The 23,211-nt window shown below is 64.6% G+C and carries 25 protein-coding genes; 15 read left to right on the plus strand and 10 right to left on the minus strand.

Annotated elements, in window-relative coordinates; genetic code table 11:
• Nucleotides 1-41 precede the first annotated feature (41 nt).
• From XH92_RS24630 to XH92_RS24655, 6 genes are all read left to right on the plus strand, one after another.
• Nucleotides 42-257 (plus strand): hypothetical protein, encoded by a 216-nt coding sequence (locus XH92_RS24630; protein WP_194454414.1) that lies wholly within the window; start codon nucleotides 42-44, stop codon nucleotides 255-257.
• Nucleotides 258-385: 128 nt separating this feature from the next.
• The gene (locus tag XH92_RS24635) at nucleotides 386-643 is read left to right on the plus strand and encodes a hypothetical protein (protein WP_194454415.1); all 258 of its coding nucleotides are present in this window, start codon (nucleotides 386-388) and stop codon (nucleotides 641-643) included.
• A 217-nt stretch (nucleotides 644-860) separates the two neighbouring features.
• Nucleotides 861-2,150, plus strand: a complete 1,290-nt coding sequence (locus XH92_RS24640) for a hemolysin family protein (protein WP_194454416.1) — start codon at nucleotides 861-863, stop codon at nucleotides 2,148-2,150.
• A gap of 119 nt (nucleotides 2,151-2,269) precedes the next feature.
• A complete protein-coding gene (locus tag XH92_RS24645) occupies nucleotides 2,270-2,869 on the plus strand; it encodes a formyltransferase family protein (protein WP_194454417.1) in 600 nt (199 codons plus the stop codon).
• Nucleotides 2,870-3,063: 194 nt separating this feature from the next.
• Nucleotides 3,064-3,423 (plus strand): hypothetical protein, encoded by a 360-nt coding sequence (locus XH92_RS24650; RefSeq protein WP_246787598.1) that lies wholly within the window; start codon nucleotides 3,064-3,066, stop codon nucleotides 3,421-3,423.
• A 67-nt stretch (nucleotides 3,424-3,490) separates the two neighbouring features.
• Nucleotides 3,491-3,922, plus strand: a complete 432-nt coding sequence (locus XH92_RS24655; protein ID WP_246787600.1) for a hypothetical protein — start codon at nucleotides 3,491-3,493, stop codon at nucleotides 3,920-3,922.
• 93 nt (nucleotides 3,923-4,015) lie between these two features.
• On the opposite strand, the gene XH92_RS24660 is transcribed toward XH92_RS24655, so the two are convergent.
• A complete protein-coding gene (locus XH92_RS24660; RefSeq protein WP_194454419.1) occupies nucleotides 4,016-4,414 on the minus strand; it encodes a RidA family protein in 399 nt (132 codons plus the stop codon).
• Nucleotides 4,415-4,558: 144 nt separating this feature from the next.
• Here XH92_RS24660 and XH92_RS24665 point away from each other — a divergent pair, with 144 nt between their 5' ends.
• The gene (locus XH92_RS24665) at nucleotides 4,559-5,434 is read left to right on the plus strand and encodes a DMT family transporter (protein ID WP_194454420.1); all 876 of its coding nucleotides are present in this window, start codon (nucleotides 4,559-4,561) and stop codon (nucleotides 5,432-5,434) included.
• Between the two features lie 83 nt (nucleotides 5,435-5,517).
• Here XH92_RS24665 and XH92_RS24670 read toward each other — a convergent pair whose 3' ends face one another.
• Nucleotides 5,518-5,757, minus strand: coding sequence for a BrnA antitoxin family protein (locus tag XH92_RS24670; RefSeq protein ID WP_194454421.1), 240 nt, complete (start codon nucleotides 5,755-5,757; stop codon nucleotides 5,518-5,520).
• Nucleotides 5,758-5,775: 18 nt separating this feature from the next.
• The gene (gene cysK, locus XH92_RS24675; protein ID WP_194454422.1) at nucleotides 5,776-6,750 is read right to left on the minus strand and encodes a cysteine synthase A; all 975 of its coding nucleotides are present in this window, start codon (nucleotides 6,748-6,750) and stop codon (nucleotides 5,776-5,778) included.
• Between the two features lie 228 nt (nucleotides 6,751-6,978).
• Between cysK and XH92_RS24680 the strand changes: the two genes are divergently transcribed.
• Nucleotides 6,979-7,194, plus strand: a complete 216-nt coding sequence (locus tag XH92_RS24680; protein ID WP_194454423.1) for a hypothetical protein — start codon at nucleotides 6,979-6,981, stop codon at nucleotides 7,192-7,194.
• Between the two features lie 9 nt (nucleotides 7,195-7,203).
• Here the strand turns inward: XH92_RS24680 and tgt are convergent, their stop codons facing one another.
• Complete coding sequence (gene tgt / locus XH92_RS24685; protein WP_194454424.1) at nucleotides 7,204-8,337, minus strand: tRNA guanosine(34) transglycosylase Tgt; 1,134 nt, start codon at nucleotides 8,335-8,337, stop codon at nucleotides 7,204-7,206.
• Nucleotides 8,338-8,588: 251 nt separating this feature from the next.
• Between tgt and XH92_RS24690 the strand changes: the two genes are divergently transcribed.
• The 4 genes from XH92_RS24690 (at nucleotide 8,589) to XH92_RS24705 (ending at nucleotide 12,742) form a co-directional block, all read left to right on the plus strand.
• Nucleotides 8,589-9,722, plus strand: a complete 1,134-nt coding sequence (locus XH92_RS24690) for a patatin-like phospholipase family protein (protein WP_194454425.1) — start codon at nucleotides 8,589-8,591, stop codon at nucleotides 9,720-9,722.
• A gap of 98 nt (nucleotides 9,723-9,820) precedes the next feature.
• Nucleotides 9,821-10,570, plus strand: coding sequence for a TetR/AcrR family transcriptional regulator (locus XH92_RS24695; protein ID WP_194454426.1), 750 nt, complete (start codon nucleotides 9,821-9,823; stop codon nucleotides 10,568-10,570).
• Nucleotides 10,571-10,872: 302 nt separating this feature from the next.
• Nucleotides 10,873-11,475, plus strand: a complete 603-nt coding sequence (locus XH92_RS24700) for a PepSY domain-containing protein (protein ID WP_246787601.1) — start codon at nucleotides 10,873-10,875, stop codon at nucleotides 11,473-11,475.
• Nucleotides 11,476-11,662: 187 nt separating this feature from the next.
• Nucleotides 11,663-12,742 carry an aspartate-semialdehyde dehydrogenase gene (locus XH92_RS24705; RefSeq protein ID WP_371817817.1) on the plus strand — a complete coding sequence of 360 codons (1,080 nt, stop codon included), beginning with the start codon at nucleotides 11,663-11,665 and terminating at the stop codon, nucleotides 12,740-12,742.
• A 153-nt stretch (nucleotides 12,743-12,895) separates the two neighbouring features.
• On the opposite strand, the gene queA is transcribed toward XH92_RS24705, so the two are convergent.
• The 5 genes from queA to coaD all read right to left on the minus strand — a co-directional run bounded on the left by queA (nucleotide 12,896) and on the right by coaD (nucleotide 16,072).
• The gene (gene queA / locus XH92_RS24710; protein WP_194454429.1) at nucleotides 12,896-13,972 is read right to left on the minus strand and encodes a tRNA preQ1(34) S-adenosylmethionine ribosyltransferase-isomerase QueA; all 1,077 of its coding nucleotides are present in this window, start codon (nucleotides 13,970-13,972) and stop codon (nucleotides 12,896-12,898) included.
• A 104-nt stretch (nucleotides 13,973-14,076) separates the two neighbouring features.
• Complete coding sequence (locus XH92_RS24715) at nucleotides 14,077-14,541, minus strand: peptidylprolyl isomerase (protein WP_194454430.1); 465 nt, start codon at nucleotides 14,539-14,541, stop codon at nucleotides 14,077-14,079.
• Entirely contained in the window at nucleotides 14,517-14,957 is a 441-nt protein-coding gene (locus XH92_RS24720) for a hypothetical protein (RefSeq protein WP_194454431.1), read from the minus strand. Before XH92_RS24720 ends, XH92_RS24715 begins: the two co-directional genes overlap by 25 nt.
• A gap of 6 nt (nucleotides 14,958-14,963) precedes the next feature.
• Nucleotides 14,964-15,527 carry a peptidylprolyl isomerase gene (locus XH92_RS24725; RefSeq protein WP_194454432.1) on the minus strand — a complete coding sequence of 188 codons (564 nt, stop codon included), beginning with the start codon at nucleotides 15,525-15,527 and terminating at the stop codon, nucleotides 14,964-14,966.
• Between the two features lie 47 nt (nucleotides 15,528-15,574).
• Nucleotides 15,575-16,072: a pantetheine-phosphate adenylyltransferase gene (gene coaD / locus XH92_RS24730; RefSeq protein WP_194454433.1), complete on the minus strand. Its 498-nt coding sequence runs from the start codon at nucleotides 16,070-16,072 to the stop codon at nucleotides 15,575-15,577.
• A 266-nt stretch (nucleotides 16,073-16,338) separates the two neighbouring features.
• Between coaD and XH92_RS24735 the strand changes: the two genes are divergently transcribed.
• Nucleotides 16,339-16,596 carry a hypothetical protein gene (locus XH92_RS24735; protein ID WP_194454434.1) on the plus strand — a complete coding sequence of 86 codons (258 nt, stop codon included), beginning with the start codon at nucleotides 16,339-16,341 and terminating at the stop codon, nucleotides 16,594-16,596.
• A gap of 347 nt (nucleotides 16,597-16,943) precedes the next feature.
• Entirely contained in the window at nucleotides 16,944-18,809 is a 1,866-nt protein-coding gene (locus XH92_RS24740) for a potassium transporter Kup (RefSeq protein ID WP_246788581.1), read from the plus strand.
• Nucleotides 18,810-18,906: 97 nt separating this feature from the next.
• Here XH92_RS24740 and XH92_RS24745 read toward each other — a convergent pair whose 3' ends face one another.
• Complete coding sequence (locus tag XH92_RS24745) at nucleotides 18,907-22,041, minus strand: hypothetical protein (RefSeq protein ID WP_194454435.1); 3,135 nt, start codon at nucleotides 22,039-22,041, stop codon at nucleotides 18,907-18,909.
• Nucleotides 22,042-22,103: 62 nt separating this feature from the next.
• On the opposite strand from XH92_RS24745, the gene XH92_RS24750 reads away from it, so the two are divergent.
• Nucleotides 22,104-23,063, plus strand: coding sequence for a phosphotransferase family protein (locus tag XH92_RS24750; RefSeq protein WP_194454436.1), 960 nt, complete (start codon nucleotides 22,104-22,106; stop codon nucleotides 23,061-23,063).
• Nucleotides 23,064-23,211 lie beyond the last annotated feature (148 nt).

Here is a 23,211-nt window from a genome sequence, read left to right on the forward strand (position 1 = left end):
TGAGCCGCGCTACACCACTCCCGCAACGAAGTGGTGCCGCCGTGGACCTTGAAACCGACAGCAAGACCGATTTCGGGAGCATCGCCGTCGCGATCTGCGTCGCCGCGTACACGGCGATCATGCTTGCCTATCTCGCCCAATACGACCTCGGGCTGACGGCCACGGAGACCCGTCATCTCTCGATGGCGGCTGCGCTGTTCCTCGCGCTGCCGATCGCGCTGGATTTGCTGCGCACCGGCCAGGGCAACGCGCGCTGACACGGATAGCGGCACGCCTGCAGCGTCCGATCTCCCCTGTCATAGAGGCGCCCGCACAACATAGCGCTAGGTGAAGCGAGGCGAATCAGCGTTACCTTGCAACCGATCACTTCGTGGGATTTGGCTGCATGACCCAGCCCAGCGTCCTGGATCAGAAGAGTTTGGATCAGAACATTCGCGAGCTGCAGGAATGGCTCCGCAACGCCTGGCAGCAGCTCGCTGACCCCACGCTCACCGCCTTCTCTCGCCGCGAACTGCGCAACCAGATGAAGCAATGCAACGCCGATCTGCGCGTGCAGCTGCAAGCCGCTTCCAAACAAATGCTGAGTCAGCCGGCCGCGCGGGGCAAGACCTTCGTCAAACCCGAGCTGCGGATACTCGCCTAGGAACGCTTTCCAGCGCGGCGGATTGCGGCTCGCGTCAGGAAAACGCGTCGGCGTCACGAGCGCCAGCGCGCCAAAATGCCGCGATCTCCTGCTGCATGCACGCCATACGCACCCTCTGCTTGTGCAGGAACGCCCGACAAGGCACAGCAAAACCGCGCCGGAATGCCTATATTGGGCGTCGTCGAGCGGCCAATGCCGCCAAACCTCAGGGACTCCCGTGTTATATCTGGAACTTGCGATCGTGGCGGTCTTGATCGTCGTCAACGGTCTGTTGTCGATGTCGGAGCTTGCGATCGTCTCCTCCCGTCCGGCGCGGCTTGCGGCGCTGGTCGAGAAAGGCGTCAGCGGCTCGCGCCGCGCGCTGGCGCTGGCCTCCGATCCCGGCAAATTCCTCTCCACGGTGCAGATCGGCATCACGCTGATCGGCGTGCTGTCGGGCGCCTTCTCGGGCGCAACGCTCGGCCAGCGCCTCTCGCAATGGCTGTTCGAGCTTGGCCTGCCGGCAAACGTCGCCGACGCGGCCGGTGTCGGCATCGTCGTCGGCGTGATCACCTATTGCTCGCTGATAGTCGGCGAGCTGGTGCCGAAGCAGATCGCGCTGCGCGATCCGGAAGCGATCGCGGTGCGCGCCGCGCCGGCGATGACCGTGATGGCCAAACTGTCGCTGCCGGTGGTGTGGCTGCTCGACCGCTCCGGCAAGTCGTTGCTCTGGCTGCTCGGCCATCGCGAGGATGCGCAGGACCGCGTCAGCGAGGACGAGATCAAGACGCTGGTGGTGGAAGCCGAGAATGCCGGCGTGCTCGAGCCCGGCGAAAAGGAGATGATCGCCGGCGTGATGCGGCTCGGCGATCTGCCGGTCGGCGCCGTCATGACGCCGCGCCACGAGGTCAGCCTGATCGATCTTGCCGCCCCCGCGCCCGAGATCCTGGCGGCGCTGCAGAAGAGCAGCCACTCGCGCTGCGTGGTGTTCGACGGCAACCGCGATCATGCGCTCGGCATCGTGCAGGCCAAGGACGTGCTCGACGTCTACCTCGCCGGCCAGACGCCCGACATCCGCGCGCTGACGCGCGATGCGCCGATCATCCCGGAGACCGTCGACGCCCGCGACGTGGTCGCAATCCTGCGCGACTCCGCGGTGCATATCGGCCTCGTGCACGACGAATACGGCACCTTCCAGGGCGTCGTCACCAGCGCCGACATCCTCGAGGCCATCGTCGGCGCCTTCCATACCGAGGAAGGCCCGGCCGAACCCGCCTATGTCAGGCGCGACGACGGCTCCTATCTGATCGCGGGCTGGATGCCGGCGCTCGAGTTCAGCGAACTGCTCGGCATCGCGCTGCCCTCGCCGCGGCCCTACCAGACCGCGGCCGGCTTCCTGCTGCATGCGTTCGGCGCGATCCCCGACACCGGTGCGAGAACCGCTGCGCAGGGCTGGGATTTCGAGATCGTCGATCTCGACGGCCGGCGCATCGACAAGGTGCTGGCGAGCAAGCGGCCCGCAGCCTGACATTGCCAGCCGGCCGGCCTGTTGATAACGGGCAGGACAGCAAAACAGGCGGCCGCTGTATGCTATCGGCATAACGGCCGCCGAAATCCCCTTCGAGTAAACCCCACGGAATTGATCCCATGCGCATTACCCTTGTCGGTTCCCGCCATTTCGGCGTGACGACCCTGAACATGCTGCGCGAGCACCACGTCACGCTGGTCAGGGTGGTCGTCCATGACGGCGAGGACCGGCTGGCGGCAGCGGCCAGGGCTGCCGGCGTCGAGGTCGTGGTCCAAGCCGATCCCAAGCTGGTGACGGCCGCCGAGATCGCCCCGGGCACCGACCTGATCGTGACCGCCCATAGCCACGCCCGCGTCAGCAGGGAGGCGCTTGCCGTGGCCAAGTTTGGCGGCATCGGCTACCACCCATCGCTGCTGCCGCGTCACCGCGGCATCGCTGCGGTGGAGTGGACCATCAAGGAAGGCGATCCGATCGCCGGCGGGAGCATCTACCACCTCGCCGACCGCATGGACGCCGGCGCGATCGCCGCCCAGGACTGGGTGTTCGTCAAGAAGGGCGAGACGGCCCGCGAGCTCTGGGAGCGCGCGCTGGCGCCGCTCGGGCTGCGTCTGCTCGGCGAGGTCATCGACTATGGCAAGGTCAATGGCGCGCTGCCGGCCAAGCCCCAGGACGAGCAGTTTGCGACCAAGGCGCCTAACCTCAGTCCCGGCAAGCACTAATCCGGATATCGGTATCGAGATACCAAAGTATTGAACATCCAGATCGGATTTTCCTGTTCCTGATCCGGAACCGAATTCACCATGAAGTGTTTGAGTTCACAGGAACATTCGGGGACTCTCGCGACGCAGCAAATTTTGAACACATTGTGACAGGATAAGCCGCGTCATCACACGAAATTACAGGGATTTGATTCATGCGTTCGATCCGCATTCGCGACCTGATTTTGGTCACTTCGGTCGCTTCGGCTGCCGCGCTCACCGCTGCTCCCGCATCCGCCCAGCAGCCTTATGACGGCCTCTGGAACGTCACTGTGGTCACCAAGACCGGCAGCTGCGAGCCGTCGACCAGCTCGACCCTGACCGTTTCGGAAGGAAAGATCACCGCGCCGGGCGCGACGATCTCCGGCACCGTCGGCAGTGGGGGCCTTGTGCGAGTCTCGATCAATGGTGCATATGCGAACGGACAACTCAGTGGCAACTCCGGATCGGGGAAGTGGAATGGGGCATCAGCTGGCGTACCGTGCAGCGGCCGATGGGAAGCATCCCGTCAGTAAGATCAGCAGCATATCGAGTTTCTTCGCCATCCCGCGGCGGCCAGCATTTGCAGCCGCCGCGTTTTTCGTGACCGTATTGGCAAGCACGGCAGGCCACGCCCAGTCCGGTCCGTTCGCCGGCATGGCGGGCACTTGGTCGGGTGCCGGCTCGGTTACCCTCGACGACGGATCCAGCGAACGGATTCGCTGCCGCGCGACCTATCACGTCGGCGGGCCCAGAATGACCATGAACCTGACCTGCGCCAGCGACGCCTACAAGTTCAACCTGGCGGCCGATGTGCAGGCCGAAGGCAGTGCAGTCAGCGGCAATTGGAGCGAGTCCAGCCGCAACGTCAACGGCTCGCTGGAGGGTCGCGGCGGCGGCGGCAACTTCCAGGTCGTTGCAAGCGCGCCCGGTTTCAACGCCGACATTTCGATGCGCACCAGCGGCAACAGGCAGTCCGTCACGATCAGGGCCGACAGCCAGTTCCGCGGCGCCAACATCACGCTGTCGAAGTAATCGACCGATACGCCGACGAGAAAAGCCCTCGGGTCATCCCCGAGGGCTTTTTGTTTGCTTGTGCTGCGATCGCTCCCGATTGTCTCGATGGTCCTATGCGGCAGGTACGAACGCCGTGACCTCGATCTCGACCTTGGCGCGCTGATCGACCAGCCCGTCGATGTAGAGCAGCGTGGAAGGCGGGAAATTGCGTCCGAGCGTCTCCTTCCACGCCGCCCCGATACCGGCGCCCGCGGCCTCGTATTCGCTGCGGCTGGTCAGATACCAGGTCAGGCGGACGATGTGCTCGGGACCGGCGCCGGCTTCGTTCAACAGCTTGATGATGCGCTTCAGTGCGGTACCGACCTGGGCGGCCATCTCGGGCGCGTATTCGCCCTTCTCGTCGCCGCCGGTCTGCCCAGCCAGCACGATCCATTTGCCGGGAGCGTCGAACGCGACCCCGTGCGAGAAGCCGCGGGGTTTCGACCACTCGGCCGGTTGCAAGACACGCATGAGCAGATCCTCCAGATGTGATTATTCCCGCCCTGCTTAGCAGAGATCACGCGGCCAGCGCACCACGCATCGGCAGAATTGCGCGTTGCAAATTCATGGCGGCTCACCGATACCGGGAATCCCTCCTGATCTCGTTCCCATCACATGGATCGCACGCCCTCAAAGACTCGCGCAGCACTGTGGATGTCCGGTTGGCTCGCGCTGATGCTGATCGTGGCAGTGGCCGGCCGCGAAGCGACGCGCGAGGTGAACGTCTTCCAGCTGATGGCCGTGCGCGGCGTGCTCGGCTTCGCGATGCTGTATCCGCTGGTCCACATCAATGGCGGGCTTGCGACCGTGAAGACCGCGCGCGTGCACCTGCACATCGCGCGCAACCTGATCCATTTCTGCGCGCAGCTTGGCTGGTTCTACGCGCTGACCTTAATTCCGATCGGCCAGGTGGTCGCGATCGAGTTCACGATGCCGATCTGGACCGCGATCCTCGCGGCGAGCTTCCTCGGCGAACGGATGACGTCCTGGAAGATCGTCGCGATCGTGCTTGGCCTGGTCGGCGTCATCGTGATCGTGCGGCCGGCGACCGGTGCGATCAATCCGGGCCAGCTGATCGCGCTCGCCGCGGCGATGGGCTTCGGCGTCTCGATCGCCGTGGTCAAATCACTGACGCGAACCGAGCAGACGCTGACGATCATCTTCTGGATGCTGGTGGTGCAGTCGCTCGCCAGCCTCGGGCCTGCGCTTTATGTCTGGACCTGGCCGCCGCTCTCCACCTGGGGCTGGCTTGCCGTGATCGCGTTCTGCGGCACGTTCTCGCACTATTGCATGGCACGCGCCCTGCTCCACGCCGACGCAACCGTAGTGATCCCGATGGATTTCGTCCGGGTCCCGCTGACCGCGATCGTCGGTTGGCTGATCTATGCCGAGCGGCTCGATGCCTACACGGTGCTGGGCGCGGCCATGATCCTCGCCGGCAATCTGCTGAACCTGAAGCCGGCCGGAAAGATCGCGGCGCGCGCAAGCTGACGCTGGCGCGCCGCCCGGCACACCGCTGCATCCATGATGGCAAAGAACCCGGGGATCATCCCGGGCTCCTCATCTTGGAAGCGTTATTTCCCGGCGGCCTTGCGCAGCGCCGCGTTGATGCGGTCCTGCCAACCGGGGCCGCCCGACTGGAAATATTCCAGCACATCCTGATCGATCCGCAGCGTGACCTGCTCCCGGACGCCGGGAACGGTCACAGTCTTTGGCACCGCGTCCGCGACCTTCGTGGTGGCCCGTTTGAACGCCGCCTCGGCTTCGCTACGGGCATCGTTCAGGGTTCGCGGGCGCCTCGGCTGATCGGCCATGTCTTGGATTCCTGTGTCTCAAATTCCTTCAAACAGCACTGTCGAGAGATAGCGCTCCGAGAACGACGGCACAATCGCCAGGACGGTCTTGCCCGCAGCCTCCGGCCGCTTGCCGATCTGCAAGGCGGCCGCGATCGCAGCCCCCGACGAAATGCCGCCGGGGATGCCTTCGTTGCGCGCCAGCGCGCGCGCGGTCTCGATTGCGGTCGCGCTGTTGACCTTGACGATCTCGTCGATCACCGAGCGGTCGAGGATGTCAGGGATGAAGCCCGCGCCGATGCCCTGGATCTTGTGCGGCGTATGCTGGCCGCCCGACAGCACCGGGCTCTCCTCCGGCTCCACCGCGACGATCCGCAATGACGGCTTGCGCGGCTTCAGCACCTGCCCGACGCCGGTGATGGTGCCGCCGGTGCCGACGCCGGCGACGAAATAATCGATGTTGCCGCCGGTGTCGTTCCAGATCTCCTCCGCCGTGGTGCGGCGATGGACTTCCGGATTGGCGAGGTTCTTGAACTGCTGTGGCATGACGGCGTTGGGCGTCGTGCGCACGAGTTCTTCCGCGGTCGCGATCGAGCCCTTCATGCCCTGCGCCGCCGGGGTCAGCACGATCTCCGCGCCGAGGAAAGCGAGCATCCGCCGCCGCTCGATCGACATCGACTCCGGCATCACGAGCTTCAGCCGATAGCCGCGCGATGCCGCGACATAGGCCAGCGCAATCCCGGTGTTGCCCGAGGTCGGCTCGATCAGCACGGTGTCGGCGTTGATGATGCCGGCCTTCTCCATCGCCACGATCATGGCCGCACCGATGCGATCCTTCACGCTGGCCGCCGGATTGAAGTATTCCAGCTTGGCGAGGATCGTCGCGTTGACGCCGTTTGCCTGCGGCAGTCTGCGCAGCCGCACGATCGGCGTCGAGCCGATCGCATCGACGATGGAGTCAAAGACGCGGCCGCGTCCGGGTTGCACTGCACTCGTTGTCGACGGCGCGTCCATCAAGCGGCTCCTGTTGCGGGATATGCTGGAAATATGCGGTCTTCTCTCATTAGAAGCAGCGCACCATGACGCGCAAGGGAGAAACCGCCGAGGCGCCAATTCGTTGCATCGCAAAATAAGAACCTACGCAAATAACGTAAAACCTACGCATTTGTGTTGCGACAAGGTCAAACAAGTGCGTCTATATACTTTCGTCAGGTGCAGCTCAAAACGCAAAGGGAGGCGCGCATGCCGGCACTTGCTGAAGTTCTGTCGACCGTAGCGTCCAGGCCCGATCCGCGCGGCAGCGATTTGCCGACCTGTCCAGTTTGTGCTGACTCCATGGTAGCGGCAGAAGCGTCCGCCTACCTGTTCGACAATTTGATCAGCTATCTCTGGACCTGCGACAATTGCGGTTACGGGTTCGTGACCAAGCACTCGGTGAAACCGATCGTGTGCAACTGATCACACAGCTCATTTCGGAGCGATGTCACCGCGCGCCCAACCGGCGCGCGTTTTCGTTCTGAAATCCTCGAAGGTGCCGTTTGCCACCGCGTCGCGGATGCCTTGCATCAGCTCCTGATAATAGGCGACGTTGATTTCGGACAGCAGCATTGCCCCAAGAGTCTCGCCGGCACGCACCAGATGGTGCAGATAGGCGCGCGCATAGCTGCGCGCCGCCGGCCACGTGCTATCTTCATCGAGCGGACGCGGATCGTCGATGTGCCTTGCGTTGCGCAGGTTGATCTGTCCGAACCGGGTGAACGCCATGCCGTGGCGCCCGTTCCGTGTCGGCATCACACAGTCGAACATGTCGACGCCACGCGCCACCGCCTCCAGAATGTCCTCAGGCGTGCCGACGCCCATCAGATAGCGCGGCCGATCGGACGGCAGCGCCGGCGCGGTCTCCTCGATCATCGACAGCATCACCGCTTGCGGTTCGCCGACCGCCAGCCCGCCGATCGCGTAGCCGTGAAAACCGATCTCGGTCAGCCCGCGCGCGCTGGCGTGGCGGAGATCCGGGATATCGCCGCCCTGAACGATGCCGAACAGCATGTAGCCGTCCGGCGCGCTTTCGAACGCTCGCTTGGAGCGCTCGGCCCAGCGCAGCGAAAGCTGCATCGCGCGCTCGATGTCGGCGCGCTCGGCCGGCAGCCGTACGCACTCGTCCATCTGCATCGCGATGTCGGAGCCGAGCAGCCGCTGCACCTCGACCGAGCGCTCCGGCGACAGCTCGACCTTGGCGCCGTCGATATGCGAGCGGAAGGTCACGGCCTTCTCGGTCACCTTGCGCAGCTCCGAGAGCGACATCACCTGGAAGCCGCCTGAATCGGTCAGCATCGGGCCGCCCCAGCCGGTGAAGCGCTGCAGGCCGCCGAGCCCTGCGATCCGCTCGGCGCCGGGCCGCAGCATCAGATGATAGGTGTTGCCGAGCACGATATCGGCGCCGGCATCGCGCACCTCGCGCCAATGCATGCCCTTCATCGCCCCGGCGGTGCCGACCGGCATGAATGCGGGCGTCCGGACGAGGCCGTGCGGCGTGGTCAGGCGCCCGGTCCGGGCGGCGCCGTCAGTGGCCAGCAATTCGAAATGATTGGGAAGATTCATGCGGCTGCTTATTGCGTGTCGCCGATGCCCGATCAACCCGTCGGTAACAGCTTCCGCGCGACTTCGTGAACGCCAAAGGCCGGGCGGATGCTTGCCCCGGAACCGTCCTTCGGTTAAACAAAACGAAACCGTATCGTTTTATGTTGAGAATATGGCGGCGGATCGTCCCTGCCGCGACGGCAATGCGCAAAACCTGACTGACCGAGATGTTCTCCCCCTCCAGTGCCCGGCCTGACGGCGTCCGTCATCGGATGACGGGCGCACATGCGATCCGGCAGGCGCTGCTGCTGTGCGCCCTCGCCTTCGCGCTGGCGGCCTGCAGCTCCCTGCCACGCACGCCTTACACGGCTGCCGACGCCGCCAGTTCGCGGGTGCTCGATCTCGACGGGCTGCGCCGCTACGCAGACGAACCGGCGGCCAAATTCCGGCTCGAGAAGAGCGACCATGCCCCGATCAAGACCTATCTCGCCCTCTCCGGCGGCGGCGCCGACGGCGCCTATGGCGTCGGTGTCCTCAACGGCTGGACCGCGGCCGGCAACCGTCCGAGCTTTTCGGTCGTCTCCGGTGTCAGCACCGGCGGACTGATTGCGCCCTTTGCGTTCCTCGGCCCGCGCTACGACGACACGCTGAAGGATGTCTACACGTCAGGCATCGCGGAAAGCCTGCTGCAGGACCCGAGCCTGATGCGGGTGCTGTTCGGCTCCGGCCTGTTCGGCAACAAGAGGCTGCGCGAGCTGGTGGCGCGTTATGTCGGCCCGGACGTCATGAGCGAGGTCGCGCGCGAAAACGCCAAGGGCCGCAAGCTCCTGATCGTCACCACCGATCTCGACACCCAGCGCACGGTGATCTGGGACATGGGACGGATCGCCGCCGTCGGAACGCCCGAGGCGCTGCAACTGTTTCGCGACGTGATGGCCGCCTCCGCCAGCATCCCGCTGGTGTTTCCGCCGATCATGATCGACGCCGAAGGCCAGGGTCGCAGATTCCAGGAGATGCATGTCGACGGCGGCGTGACGGCGCCGGTCCTGACGCTGCCGGACGCACTGCTGTTCCGCGAGCGCGCCTGGCCCGCCAGCAGCCGCATGGACATCTACATCCTCGTCAACAAGAAGCTCGAGGGCAACTTCCAACTGGTGTCGAACTCGACGATCGACGTTGCCTCGCGCAGCATCTCCGCGATCACCCAGGCGCAGACGCGCTCGGTCATTCTCTCGACCTATGATTTCGCCCGCCGCAACCGGCTGGGCTTCCATCTGTCCTATATCGAGCGCGACTATCCGGCGCCGGAAACCCAGGGCTTCGATACCGCCTATATGCGCGCGCTCTACCAGTACGGCTATCAGAAAGCCGCCGCGGGACAGGCCTGGACCTCGACGCCGCCTTGAAGCAGGCCTGCCCCGGGTACCACCGAATGGACGAATCCGCATCGCGCGGGTTATAGACCGGACGGACCCGTCCGAACGCACAACGAGATGAATGGGCAATGGGATTGACGGCAACCAAGGCCAAGGTAGCCAACAAGGCGGCCAAGCGCGGCGTGATCAAGTCACGCGGCGGCCGGCCGACCCGGGATGCTGCGATCGAGCGCGACCAGCGGCTGATCGAGGTCGCCACGCGCCTGTTCCTCGAGCGTGGCTTCGATGCGACGTCGATCGACGCGGTGGCCGAGGCCGCGCGCGTCAGCAAGCCCACCGTTTACGGACAGTATGGCGACAAGCGCGGCCTGTTCGCTGCGGTGCTCCGCCGCGAAATCGCCCGCTGGCTCGCCCCGCTCGCCGCAGCGGCCGCCGAGATGCACGGCGACGGCAGCTGCGACGGTTCGGTCGAGGAGCGCCTGATCGATCTCGGGCGGCAGTTGCTGGTACTGAACTGCAGCGCGGACTCGATCGCCTTCAGCCGGATCCTGACCGCGCAGGCGATCAATTTCCCTGAAGTGGCCAAGCTTGCCGTCGACGAAGGCTGGTCGAAAGCGGTATCGACGACGGCGGATTTCTTCGACCACCTGGTCGGCAAGGGCGCGCTTGACCTCGAGGACACCACGATCGCGGCCGAGACCTTCCTCAACATGGTGGTCGGCCACACCCACCGGATGGCGACATTCGGGATCCCGATCGACATGAAGGCGGCCGTGACGCGGATGGAAGTCTCGATCCGGCTGTTCCTCGCCGGTGCCGTGGGACCGCGGGACCGGCTGCGCGACGCCGCCAAGGCGCGTCGCCGGCCGGCGCGCTGACCGCTTTTTAGGATCGTTTCGTCGTCTTACACGTTGCCGTGATGAACCTTGAATAAACAGAACGAAACCGTATTGTTTAGTTGCAAAGAGGCGCCCGGGCCCGGATCAGCCCCCCAAGGGTTTTGCGTCACCTTGTAAACTTCGACCGTCACGACGGAGCCGCCGCCATCGCTCCGCCTGAACGTTCGGCGGCCGATCTCTGACTAACGGAGGTCGGCCGCAATTTTCCCGGCCCGCTCGACGAACGCGGGTCACGCGCGTGCACATATTTCGATACAGGTTCGACGATGAGGACAGGACGATTGCGCGCACTGAGGCATTGGACATTGGGAACGTGGCTGCTTGCAACCGCGCTGCTGGCCCTGCCCTTCGCATCCCCGGCTCAAGCGATCACGAACTCGGCTGCCGCAGCCCTCACCCCGCAGGACAGTGACAGCGCGCTCGATGTGCATGCGGTTCGCCGCGAGCTCGACAGCTTCCAGTCCGCCCAGATCTCGCTGCGCAAGGCGATGGCGATTGCGGAAGCGCTGCACACAGGTTCGATCACCGCCGATATCAGCTTCGATGGCGCGACCGAACCCGCGGTCTACCGGGTCAAGACCATGCAGCAGGACCGCATCTGGCAGCATGCCATCGACGCCTCGACCGGCCAGGTGATCGGCGGCGAGCCGCCTTCGCCGCTGGCCTCCCTCGGTGCCGAAGACCGCGACAACCTTGTCGTGCTCAAGGCGCTCCGGCATCGGCTCGCCGATGCGGTGCGAGTCGCCGAGCACACGACCTCGGGCAAGGCGATCAGCGGCGGCCTGATGCGCGAACGCGGCAAGCTCAATTTCGTCATCGTGGTGCTGACTGGCAGCGACCTGAAAGAGGTGATCCTCGAGCCGCCCGGCGCACGCCGGCGCTGAGGCCCGTTCAATCGCGGCCAAGTTTTCGCCCAAAAGCCGTTGACGGACGCCGATCTCTGCCGCATAAGTCCGCACCATGATCACCGCGACCAAACGCACCAGCAAAACCACCAAGCCCTCCGGGGCCTCGGGAGGCGTGCGCGCGTAGTCGGTCGTACCGCATCATCTTCACCCGAAGCCCCGCCTGATGAAGGTCCGGGGCTTTTTTGTTGTCTGCAGCACATCTCAAACGGAGGACAAAGTGAGTAACGATCCCGTCGTCGCGATTGTCGGCGTCACCGGCGCAGTCGGCGCCGAATTCATCGCCACCATGGACAAGCGCGGCTTCCGCGTCGGCAAGCTGAAGGCGCTGGCGAGCGCCCGCTCGGCCGGCAAGACCGTCAGCTTCCGCGGCAAGCCGGTCGTGATCGAGGAGCTGACCGAGCGCGCCTTCGAGGGCGTCGATATCGCACTGTTCTCGGCCGGAAGCGGCATCTCGAAGAAGTTCGCACCTGTCGCCGTGAAGTCCGGCGCCGTCGTGGTCGACAACTCCTCGGCGTTCCGGATGGATCCGAACGTGCCGCTGGTGATCCCCGAGATCAACGCCAACCGCATCCGCGACCACAAGGGCATCATCGCCAACCCGAACTGCGCCGCCATCACCGCGCTGGTGCCACTGTGGCCGATCCACCAGAAGAACCGCATCAAGCGCGTGATCATCTCGACCTACCAGGCCGCGAGCGGTGCCGGCGCAGCCGCGATGGAGGAACTCGTCGAATCCACCCGCGCCAATCTCAACGGACAGGTCTACACCCCGAAGGTGATGCCGCACCCCTACGCCTTCAACCTGTTCAACCACAACACGGCGATCGATCCGGAGACCGGCTACAACGACGAAGAGACCAAGGTCATCAAGGAGACCCACAAGATCTTCGAGGACGAGAAGATCGCGGTCGGCGTCACCTGCGTGCGGGTGCCGGTGCTGCGCGCGCATTGCGAGGCGATCACCTTCGAATGCGAGAAGCCGATCACCGAGGAGCAGGTGCGCGCGATCATGGCGCAGGCGCCGGGCGTCAAGGTCGTCGACGATCGCGTCAAGAACTACTTCCCGATGCCGATCGACGCCTCCGGCCAGGACGACGTGCTGGTCGGCCGCATCCGCAAGGATCTCAGCGATCCCTCCGGGCACTCGATCTCGATGTTCGTCGCCGCCGATCAGCTGCTCAAGGGCGCCGCGCTCAACGCGGTGCAGATCGCCGAGCTGCTGCCCGAACGCGCGATGGCGTGAGGGGATGACGCGGCGATGCTAGACCCGTCATCCTGAGGAGCCGCGAAGCGGCGTCTCGAAGGATGCATCGGCCCCAGTCGGGCCGTCGCCCTTCGAGGCCTCCGCTACGCTCCGGCACCTCAGGGTGACGGTGATGGAGCTATGCTTGCGGAGTTAATTGCCCGCGCGAAATAACAGGCAGGCATCACCGTACGAATAGAACCGGTAACCGTCTTTGATCGCGTGCGCATAGGCGCGCTGCATGGTCTCGAGGCCGGAAAAGGCCGAGACCAGCATGAACAGCGTCGACCGCGGCAGATGGAAGTTCGTCAGCAGGATATCGACCGCGCGGAAACGATAGCCGGGCGTGATGAAGATCGAGGTTTCCGCCGCAAACGGCCGGATGGTGCCGTCGGCATTGGCGGCACTCTCCAGCAGCCGCAGCGAGGTGGTGCCGATCGCGACGATCCGGCCACCCTTTGCGCGCGCGGCGTTGAGGGCCGAAGCGGTCTCGGCGGTGATGCAGCCCCATTCGGCATGCATCTTGTGTTCGGAGGTTTCGTCGACCTTCACCGGGAGGAACGTTCCTGCCCCGACATGCAACGTCAGCCGGTGCAGCGCGATGCCGCGGTCCTTCAGCGTGGCCTCCAGCGCCGGCGTGAAATGCAGCCCGGCCGTTGGTGCTGCGACCGCGCCTTCGTTGGCGGCGAACATGGTCTGGTAGTCGCTGACGTCCTTCTCGTCCGGCGTGCGCTTGGAGGCGATGTAGGGCGGCAGTGGCGTGGCGCCGACATCGGCGATGGCCTGGTCGAGCACCGGACCATGGAACGAGAATGACAGCGTCACCTCGCCTTCCTGCCCCTTGGCCTCGACCTCTGCATCGAGATTGCCGAGCAGGCAGACCTTGCCCTCATTGCCGAAGCGGATGGTGTCGCCGGGCGCGAGCTTCTTCGCCGGCTTCACCAGCGCCTGCCAGCGCGAGCCATCAAGCCGCTTGATCAGGGTCGCCTCGATCTTCGGCTCGGTCTCGCGCCCGATCCGGCGGCCCTTGAGCTGCGCCGCGATCACCTTGGTGTCGTTGACGACGATCTGATCGCCCGCCTCCAGCCAGTGCGGCAGATCGGTGATGGTGGCGTCGCGCAGCACGCCGTCCGGATGCACCACCAGCATCCGCGCGGAATCGCGCGGGCTCGCGGGGCGAAGCGCGATGCTTTCGGGCGGCAGTTCGAAATCGAAGAGATCGGTGCGCATGATTCAACGCTGTCATTCCGGGGCGCATCGTAGATGCGAACCCGGAATCTCGAGATTCCGGATGGCCGCGCAAGACGCGGCCTCCGGAATGACGGAAGTCTTGGCTACGCCGCGTCGGCGGCCATGCGCGCCTTGACGATCTTGTCCGGATCCTTCACCGGCTCGCCGCGCTTGATCTTGTCGACGTTCTCCATACCCTCGGTGACCTTGCCCCAGACCGTGTACAGGCCGTTGAGGAAGGAGGCGTCGTCGAAGCAGATGAAGAACTGGCTGTCGCCGGAATCCGGGTTGGCGGCGCGGGCCATCGAGGCGGTGCCGCGGACATGCGGCTCCTTGTTGAACTCGGCCTTCAGCTTCTTGCCGGAGCCGCCCATGCCGGTGCCCTGCGGGCAGCCGGTCTGCGCCATGAAGCCGTCGATCACGCGGTGGAACACGATGCCGTCGTAGAAGCCCTCGCGCACCAGCTCCTTGATCCGCGCGACGTGACCAGGTGCAAGATCGGGGCGCATCTCGATCGTGACCGGGCCCTGGGTGGTTTCGAGGATCAAAGTATTTTCGGTAGCAGCCATGCTCGCTTCTCCTGGCTTCGGGGTGGATACTTCTTATTCCTGAACGGGATCGCGAATGGGCGGCCCGCAACCGCGCCGCCCAGGCTCTCGGTAAATGGCATCGGCGTGCAGCGTTGCAACGCCTCCATCACGGCGACCCGGTACGCAATCCGGTCGTTGTCGCTTGCCTCCTGCGATTCATAGCTGATCCTGGGATGCCCGAGGATCGCGCCTTCACGGTTGAAGCTGACAATGACGGTAATGTCGATCGGCCCGGCCTTGTCCGCCGGCGGCGGCCGCCAGCAGCGATGGATGGCAAGAACAACGTCCCTGATCGTATTGAGTTGCTCCGGCTCGGCCGCCGCCGCTCCGCTCAGCGCGAGCCACACGACCAGCGGCGCGGCGAACCAGGCAAGTGGCTTGCTGCGCGCCGCCATCGCCGATCACTTGATGTCGGATGCGACCTGCACCTTCACCATCTTGTCGGGATCGGTGACCGCGCCGCCGGGCGAGCCTGCGGACGCCTTCTTCAGCTTGTCGACCACGTCCATGCCCGACACCACCTCGCCGACCACGGTATACTGGCCATTGAGGCTCGATCCGTCGGCGAACATGATGAAGAACTGCGAATTGGCGCTGTCGACGCTGTCGCCGCGCCGGGCCATGCCGACGATGCCGCGCTTGAACGGGACCTGCGAGAATTCCTGCTTCAGGTTCGGATATTTCGAGCCGCCGGTGCCATTGAAGTTCTGGCCGTCGCCGGTCTGCGCCATGAAGCCGTCCATCACGCGATGGAACGGCACGTTGTTGTAGAAGCCTTCGCGTGCGAGCTGCTTGATGCGCTCGGCATGCTGGGGCGCGATGTCGGTGCGCAGCTTGATGACGATGCGGCCCTTGGTGGTGTCGATCACGATCGCATTGGCCTTGTCGAGATTGGCAGGCAGCGGTTGCGCGACCGCGGGCACGACGCAGAGCAGCGCGGCAACGAATGCAAGAATGCGGATCATGGAAACTCCGGGTCTCTGGACGTTCTGGGTGTGGCGGGCCGCCGGGATCAGCCGGCGAACTTGGCCTTCAGGCTAGCGGCGACTGATGACGGCACGAATGCAGAGAAGTCGCCGCCCATCTGGGCGATTTGGCGCACCAGTGTGGCGGTGATCGGGCGGACCGCGACCGACGCCGGAACGAACACGGTATGCACCTCGGGCGCCATGGCCTCGTTCATGCCGGCCAGCTGCATCTCGTAGTCGAGATCAGTGCCGTCGCGCAGGCCGCGAATCATCAGCGTCGCCTTCGCCGCGCGCGCCGCTGCGACCGTGAGGTTGTCATAGGTCGAGGCCTCGAAGGCGCAGCCCGCCTTTTGGGCAATCGGGTCGAACACCTCATGGACCATGGCCAGCCGTTCCTCGGTTGAGAACAGCGGCTTCTTGCCGGGATGGACGCCGATGGCGACGATCAGGCGGTCGCAGAGGAAGACGGCCTGTCTCACCACGTCCAGATGGCCGTTGGTGACGGGATCGAAGGAGCCGGGGTAGATCGCGATACGGGACATGGTCCCTCCTAACCCGCCCGGCTCTCCCCGGCAAGCCGCCCGGGTTCCCTCGACCGCGCGAAATAAATCCCTCCTCGTCCAGTGAACGAGTCCTGGGATGCCAGCGTCTACGTGGGTGAATGTTTCGTCGGCCGTTGGCGGACGAAACAAACCGGCCGGCGATGAAACCATTTTCCACCCTGGCGAAGACACCAGGAAACGCGCGGCCGGTAGACATTGGACAACGAAACGACGGGCCCGGGGGGCCCGATCATATGGGGACCGTCATGATCAAGGCACTTTCCGCTATCGCTGTTGCCGCGTTCATTGCCGCCGCGCTCACCGTGCTGCCGGGCTTTGCGCCGCAGGTCGAAGCCTCCACCCCGCAGCCGCTGGCCAAGAGCGATCGTCTCGACAGCCACCCGGTCGGCAAGGACTGCTCGCAGCAGGCCTGGCCGAATTTCGAAGCCTCCTGCCTGCGCAGCGCCGGCAACAAGACGGTGGTTCGCGAAGCCCGCCTCGTCACCGCCGACCGCACCCCGTAGGTGATTTGAGGACACCGGGCACTGGTCCAGGTGCAGACGACGAATCCCCGACAGCCTGCATGGGGCGTTGCCAAAATATCGAAAACAACCCCATGCACAGTAGCCGCCCATCGTAGCAGCTCGAAGCCATCGCCTTGCCGCTCCGGCGCGATCGCACCGGAAACCGGCCCGTCAGTTCGGTGTAAGCTCAGTCCGTCACACAAAACCCAATGGTAATTTGCGACGTCCCGTCGCAGACTATCGTCTAAGGCACCCGACCGGATGATCCGGTGGGCGCAAGCCATTAGGGGATTGCCGTGACCAGTACGCCCGCCATCGTTTCTTCCGGCCACCCTCCAAGCAGTCCGATCCCGGTTGCCGTCACTCTCGGTGCCCTCGGCGTCGTCTATGGCGACATCGGCACCAGCCCCCTTTACGCCCTGAAGGAAGCCGCCAAGGCCGCCGCCCATGGCGGGCCGCTGACGCAAAGTGCGGTGCTCGGCGTGGTCTCGCTGATCCTGTGGGCGCTGATCCTCATCATTTCAGTCAAATACGCGATGCTGATCCTGCGCGCGGACAATCGCGGCGAAGGCGGCATTGTCGCGCTGCTGGCGCTGCTCTCGGCGCGCAACGCGGCGCCCGGCACCTGGCGCTCCCATCTGCTGGTGGTCGGCCTGATCGGCGCCGCCCTGCTCTATGGCGACGGCGCGATCACGCCGGCGATTTCCGTGCTGTCGGCGATCGAAGGCCTCAAGGTCGACGCGCCGTCGCTGACGCCGGCGGTGGTGCCGCTCACCGTCGTGATCCTGATCGGCCTGTTCTTCATGCAGAAGCAGGGCACGGGCTTCATCGGCAAGATCTTCGGCCCGGTGATGCTGTTCTGGTTCGCCGTGCTCGCAGCGCTCGGCATTCACGGCATCGTCAAGGCACCCGGCGTGCTGGTCGCACTAAGCCCGTTCTATGCGTTCGATTTCCTGATCCATCAGGATTTTCACGTCAGCTTCGCCATCCTCGGCGCCGCATTCCTCGCGGTTACCGGCGGTGAGGCGATGTATGCCGACATGGGGCATTTTGGCCGCTTTCCGATCCGGCTCGCCTGGTTCGCCATCTGCCTGCCTGCGCTGGTGCTGAACTATTTCGGCCAGGCCGGCGAGCTCATCAACGACCCGAATTCGATCGACAACCCGTTCTTCCAGCTCGCTCCCGACTGGGCGCATTACCCGCTCGTCCTGCTCGCGACCGTCGCCACCGTGATCGCCTCGCAGGCCATCATCTCCGGCGTGTTCTCGCTGACCCAGCAGTCGATCCAGCTCGGCTTCCTGCCGCGCATGCATATCCAACACACCACGAGCGATGCGATCGGACAGATCTATGTGCCGCTGGTGAACTGGCTGCTTGCAGCCGGCACGCTCGGCGCGGTGCTGGCGTTCGGCACCTCCGACGCACTCGCCGGCGCTTACGGCATCGCGGTGTCGCTGTTGATGGCGATCACCACGCTGCTCGCCGCACTGGTCGCGATCCAGTGGGGCTATTCGCCGATCATAGTGATCGCGGTGAACGGCTTCTTCTTCATCATCGACGCGATCTTCTTTGCGGCGAACACTGAAAAGCTGTTCGAAGGCGGCTGGTTCCCGCTGCTGCTTGCCGCGGCTGTGGCGTTCCTGATGATGACCTGGCGCGGCGGCGTCAAGCTGGTGGAAAAGGCGCGCGGCAAGCTTCGCCAGCCCGAGGAGGATCTGATCGAGACCGCGGTCAACAAGTGCAGCGCCCGCCTGCCCGGCACCGCGGTGTTCCTCGCCTCGGCTCCCAATGGCGTACCGCTCGCGCTGACCCAGTTCGTCAAGCACAATCACGTGCTGCATCAGCGCGTGCTGTTGGTCACCGTGCAGATCGAGGAGCGGCCGAGGATTCCCGACGAGGAACGCGCCGACGTCAACGAGATCAGCCCGGGCATTACAAGGATCATCCTGCACTACGGCTTCATGCAGTATCCGACGATTTACGAGGGACTGCAGCTCACCTGCCGGCAGGGCAAGCTGCCCGGCATCGATCTCTCCGACGTGACCTACTACATCGGCCGTGAAACCATCATCCCGCGCGAGGACATTCCGGGCATGTGGGTGTGGCGTGAATCGCTGTTCGCCTTCCTGCAACGCAACGCCGAACGGTCAGCGGCGTTCTTCGGCGTGCCGACCGGTCAGGTGGTGGAGTTCGGCACCGAAATCGAGATCTGATCGAGCGACCCGCGTAGCCCGGATGCCTCTGCATCACATTCCGGGCTACGGGCGGCAAGGCAAGCCTGGTTTGATCTTGGCCGTCGCCGGCCAACGATCATGCGGCATGCGGCGGGGCCGCGAGCACCATCGCAGGGCTGACAGGCTGCTCCATCACGAGCGTGCCTCCGTGGCCGTCGCTGGAGGCGACGAAGGTCGACGCGATGTAGTTGCCGAGCAGCGCAATGCTCGCGGCATGTGTGCCATCGGTCAAACTGAGCGTCCCGCCCGAGCTGTCGCCCGAATAGCCCGGGATGACAGCCTTCGAAAACGCGATGTCCGCGAAATCGATGGCGTCGCCGCCCGTCATTCCCGCAACCGTTCCGGTGAAGCTCCGGGAGTCGTCCAGCTTCAGCGTCCCGCTATCTGACGCAAAGGAAAGATCGGCAGCGCTCGCCGAAGGCAGATCAAGCGTTTGTCCGGCCGCGATGGTCGGCGGATCCTGAACCGTGAACGGGCTCGACCAGTTTCCCCAGACCGTGCCGTCGAACGCGCGAATCCACAGCGTGTCGCTGCTTGAACCGACCTTGTAGGTCAGCTGCGAAAGTTGGGACGCCGAGACATAGTTGTCCTGGTTCGGTGCCAGCGCCAGCCCATTGAGGTAGAACGCGCCGCCGCCGGCTCCGGTGTCCCATACGTCATATTGCGTGGCCGCGCTGCCGAACGGGTCGGAGTAGCTAAAGAGCACGGAACCGGGATAGATTTGGCCCTGGATGGATGTCACTGTCGGGTTGACCGGGGTGACGACCGGGCCGGTGTCGATCGGCGCGGTGACCGTGAACGCGCTGGACCATGCGCCCCACACCGTCCCATCATTGGCACGCACCCACAGTGTGTCGGCCCCCGATCCCGATTGGTAGGTCAGGTACGGAAGCTGTGCGGCGGTGAAGATGTTGTCGCCGTTGGGCTGGAGTGCCTGCCCGTTGAAGACGAAATGTCCACCGCCGCCGCCAGTGTCCCACACGTCATACTGCGTGGCCGCGCTCCCGAACGGGTCGCTGTAAGTGAACAGCGACGACGCGGCGTAGCTTTGCCCATGGGTCGCGTTCAGATTTTGCACGATCTCGACGGGGCCGGGATCGATCGGAGCCGAGATGGTAAAAGCGTTCGACCAGGCTCCCCAGACGGTCCCGTCATTTGCCCTTATCCAGAGCGTGTCGGTGCCCGATCCTGATTGATAGGTCAGCGATGAGAGTTGGGCGGCCGTGATGTAGTTGTCGCGGCCCGCCTGAAGCCCGAGGCCGTTGAGCGAAAAATGGCCGCCGGGGACGCCGCTGTCCCAGACGTCGTATTGAACCGCGGCGCTTCCAAACGGATCGCTGTAGGTGAACAGCGACGACACGGCATAGCTCTGGGCATGAGCAGCCGCATGGTTGGCAACGGTCTCGACCGGCCCGCTGTCGAGCGGGGCAGTCACCGTGAACGCTGCCGACCAATTCCCCCACACCGTCCCGTCATTGGCACGCACCCACAGCGTGTCCGCGCCGGAGCCCGACTGGTAGACCAGCTGCGAGAGCTGCGCGGCCGTGATGATGTTGTCCGTGTCGGGGTTGAGCGTCACGCCGTTCAGAACGAAATGCCCGCCGCCGGTGCCGCTGTCCCAGAAATCATACTGCGTGGCGCCGGCCCCGAACGGATCGCTGTAGGTGAACAGCGTGCTGGCCGCATAGCTCTGGCCGTGCGCCGCCTGGATCGACGCGACGGCCTCCACCGGTCCGGTATCGATCGGACCGACCACCGTGAACGCATTCGACCAGGAGCTCCACACGTACCCGTCGAACGCACGGACCCACAGCGTGTCGGAGCCGGAGCCAGCCGTGTAGGTCAGACTGGCGAGCTGACTGGCATTGATGATGATGTCTTGACCACCCGCATAAGGTGCGAGCGCGCCGAGCTGGAAATAGCCGCCGCCGGATCCCGTGTTCCAGAAATCATACTTCGTGGCGGCACTGCCGAGCGAGTCGCTGTAGCTGAACAGCGACGCCGCGCTGAATATCTGGTTGTGCGTGGCGGTCTTGGCGAATCCGACAACACTGGGCGTATCGACGGGGGCCGTGATCTGAATGGCCTGCCAGGAGCCCGTGACGCTTCCGTAGACGTACTGGACCCAGAACGTGTCGCTGCCCGATCCCGCGAAATAAGTGGCTTGTGCCAGTTGTGCGGCCGTCAGGCCGACCGTTACGCCGTTCGGCTGAACAAATCCGTTGACGGTGACCTTCGCCCCGCCGCTACCGGTCTCCCAGATATTGTAGAGCGTGATCGTGCCGCTCCCGGATGCGGCTCCCCCGGACACCAGGTTCGCCAGCGGCATGCTGCCGGCGTGCGCGAAACCGAACGAGGAAACGTTCAGTGATCCATACGTGTCGGCGTCAAGGATGTTGTAGTACCCGTGTCCGCCTGTCGAGGGATCTCCCGACCAGCGGCTGACCGCAGTAAAGCCGCTGACCGTGACGCCCCCGGACGCTCCGCTCACCGCCCAGGTCGTGCTCGCACCGTTGATGGCGAGCTGCACGATGCCAAAGTCGATCGCGCCCGCAGAAACCGGCTGGCCGTTGAGGAAATAGACCGGCGTGTCCCACTCAGTAGCGATCTGCGACAACACCTGAACTTCGGAGCCAAGCGCCGAGAAACCTGCATTCGCCAGCTCGGTTGCGTCGTTGGCCAGTTGCGAGCCTATCGCGAGCGGCGACTGTCCATTGGGTTGCAGCAGCGCATTGACCAACGGCTCGATCGCATCGAAGGTGCTCTGGACGCTGTAGCCGTTTGCGATGTAGGCGTTCAACGTCGATACGAATTGAACGTTCGCGGCGATCAAGTTGTTGTAATAGGCAAATGCGCCGACCTCGAGCGTGACCGTGATGGGGCTGCCCTGGATCGAGCCGAACGGTGTGTATTGGAGGAGCGTGAAGACCCCGTTGGCGCCGGTCTCATTGAGGTGGTCGACATATTCCGGGTCGGGGATCAGAAGCACGCCGGCGATGGCGTTTGTCGAGACCGTGTAACTCTGCACCAGCGTGGGCGAGGCCGAGATCGTCGTCTGCCAGGCAGGGCCGCCATTGGCGGCGATCAGTGTCGGACTTCCCAGAATTGAATAAGTCTGTACCGCGTTAGATAATATTATGAGCGCCATGCACCTGTACCTGCCGTCTAGACCGTAGAGGCAATGACAGTGAACTATCAGATGCTGCGGCAAATGGCGAGACGCCGGATTTCAGTTCGCTCAATCGGGGTCACCGCCCCCCTCCCGGACGGCCCATGTCAGACGATCCGCCTCTTCAGCTGAAGCCGCGACTGGCGATCTCGATCGACCAGGCGCAGGCGATCGTCAGCCGCGCCGCGGCGGGCGCACGAGTACGCGACATCACCGAGCTGCGCGGCGGCGAGATCAGCACGATCCTCGAGATCGTGCTGGCGGACGCACCGAACTGCATTCTCAAGGTCTACCCCGCCCAGCTGCATTGGAAGATGGCGAAGGAGGTCTATGTCCACGGGCTGCTGCGCGACGTCGATATCCCCGTGCCCCGCATTCTCCTCGCCGACGACACAAGCTCGGTGATCGATCTCAGCTTCGTGCTGATGAGCAAGCTCGACGGCGTCGAGCTCAGCCGGCGCGATCCTGAGCTGAGCGAGCAGGAGCAGTTTGCGATCTTCGCCGAGATGGGCGCGGCGCTGCGCAAGATCAACGCCATCACGCTCGACAGCTTCGGCTACATCGGCCCGAACGGGGTCTGGACCCCGCACCCGACCAATCGCGCCTACATGTCCGCCCAGTTCGAGCGAAAGCTGACGGAGTTTTGCTCACGCGGCGGAGATGTGGCGCTTGCCAAGCGGCTCCGGGCCGGCATCGCCACCCGCGCCCACCTGCTCGACTCCACCGACCGACCCCGCCTCTGCCACTACGATCTCCATGCCGGCAACGTGCTGGTGACGCCGGACGGCACGCCGCAACTCTGCGGCATCGTCGATTTCGAGAACGCGACGGCCGGCGATCCCCTGATGGATATCGCCAAGGCGCTCTACTACTTCACTCCCGAGGATGCGCCGAAGCGTGACGGGCTGCTTGCGGGCCACGGCACACGCGACCGCCCGGACTGGGAGGCCGCGATCGACCTCTACCGCCTCGCCTGCACCCTGGAGCTCTGGTGCTGGTACGCCCAGGTCGGAAAGATCGACGAACTCCCCAAACTCACTACGGAGCTGGAGAGCGCTGCGTGAACGCGCCTGCCTGACGAGCGTCGGATGCGGCCGACGCTGGCCTGGGCTGTCGTCTGGGAGGAACTCGAAGAGTCAAACAAACATGCCGGATGGTGCCAGCTTCTAGGTCAGAGCCTGACTCTTTTCGGTGGCCTCGATCGTCTTGGCT

Origin of the sequence: Bradyrhizobium sp. CCBAU 53421 (genome assembly GCF_015291625.1) — a bacterium.
Taxonomy (GTDB): Bacteria; Pseudomonadota; Alphaproteobacteria; order Rhizobiales; family Xanthobacteraceae; genus Bradyrhizobium.

What these genes read in the sequence shown, in the direction of transcription:
- XH92_RS24635 (WP_194454415.1), top strand. Translation starts at nt 386, where the DNA reads ATGACCCAGCCCAGCGTCCTGGATCAGAAGAGTTTGGATCAGAACATT.
- XH92_RS24645 (WP_194454417.1), top strand. Translation starts at nt 2,270, where the DNA reads ATGCGCATTACCCTTGTCGGTTCCCGCCATTTCGGCGTGACGACCCTG.
- XH92_RS24650 (WP_246787598.1), top strand. Translation starts at nt 3,064, where the DNA reads ATGCGTTCGATCCGCATTCGCGACCTGATTTTGGTCACTTCGGTCGCT.
- XH92_RS24660 (WP_194454419.1), bottom strand. Translation starts at nt 4,414, where the DNA reads ATGCGTGTCTTGCAACCGGCCGAGTGGTCGAAACCCCGCGGCTTCTCG.
- XH92_RS24665 (WP_194454420.1), top strand. Translation starts at nt 4,559, where the DNA reads ATGGATCGCACGCCCTCAAAGACTCGCGCAGCACTGTGGATGTCCGGT.
- XH92_RS24670 (WP_194454421.1), bottom strand. Translation starts at nt 5,757, where the DNA reads ATGGCCGATCAGCCGAGGCGCCCGCGAACCCTGAACGATGCCCGTAGC.
- cysK (WP_194454422.1), bottom strand. Translation starts at nt 6,750, where the DNA reads ATGGACGCGCCGTCGACAACGAGTGCAGTGCAACCCGGACGCGGCCGC.
- XH92_RS24680 (WP_194454423.1), top strand. Translation starts at nt 6,979, where the DNA reads ATGCCGGCACTTGCTGAAGTTCTGTCGACCGTAGCGTCCAGGCCCGAT.
- tgt (WP_194454424.1), bottom strand. Translation starts at nt 8,337, where the DNA reads ATGAATCTTCCCAATCATTTCGAATTGCTGGCCACTGACGGCGCCGCC.
- XH92_RS24690 (WP_194454425.1), top strand. Translation starts at nt 8,589, where the DNA reads ATGACGGGCGCACATGCGATCCGGCAGGCGCTGCTGCTGTGCGCCCTC.
- XH92_RS24695 (WP_194454426.1), top strand. Translation starts at nt 9,821, where the DNA reads ATGGGATTGACGGCAACCAAGGCCAAGGTAGCCAACAAGGCGGCCAAG.
- XH92_RS24705 (WP_371817817.1), top strand. Translation starts at nt 11,663, where the DNA reads ATGAAGGTCCGGGGCTTTTTTGTTGTCTGCAGCACATCTCAAACGGAG.
- queA (WP_194454429.1), bottom strand. Translation starts at nt 13,972, where the DNA reads ATGCGCACCGATCTCTTCGATTTCGAACTGCCGCCCGAAAGCATCGCG.
- XH92_RS24715 (WP_194454430.1), bottom strand. Translation starts at nt 14,541, where the DNA reads ATGGCTGCTACCGAAAATACTTTGATCCTCGAAACCACCCAGGGCCCG.
- XH92_RS24720 (WP_194454431.1), bottom strand. Translation starts at nt 14,957, where the DNA reads ATGGCGGCGCGCAGCAAGCCACTTGCCTGGTTCGCCGCGCCGCTGGTC.
- XH92_RS24725 (WP_194454432.1), bottom strand. Translation starts at nt 15,527, where the DNA reads ATGATCCGCATTCTTGCATTCGTTGCCGCGCTGCTCTGCGTCGTGCCC.
- coaD (WP_194454433.1), bottom strand. Translation starts at nt 16,072, where the DNA reads ATGTCCCGTATCGCGATCTACCCCGGCTCCTTCGATCCCGTCACCAAC.
- XH92_RS24735 (WP_194454434.1), top strand. Translation starts at nt 16,339, where the DNA reads ATGATCAAGGCACTTTCCGCTATCGCTGTTGCCGCGTTCATTGCCGCC.
- XH92_RS24750 (WP_194454436.1), top strand. Translation starts at nt 22,104, where the DNA reads ATGTCAGACGATCCGCCTCTTCAGCTGAAGCCGCGACTGGCGATCTCG.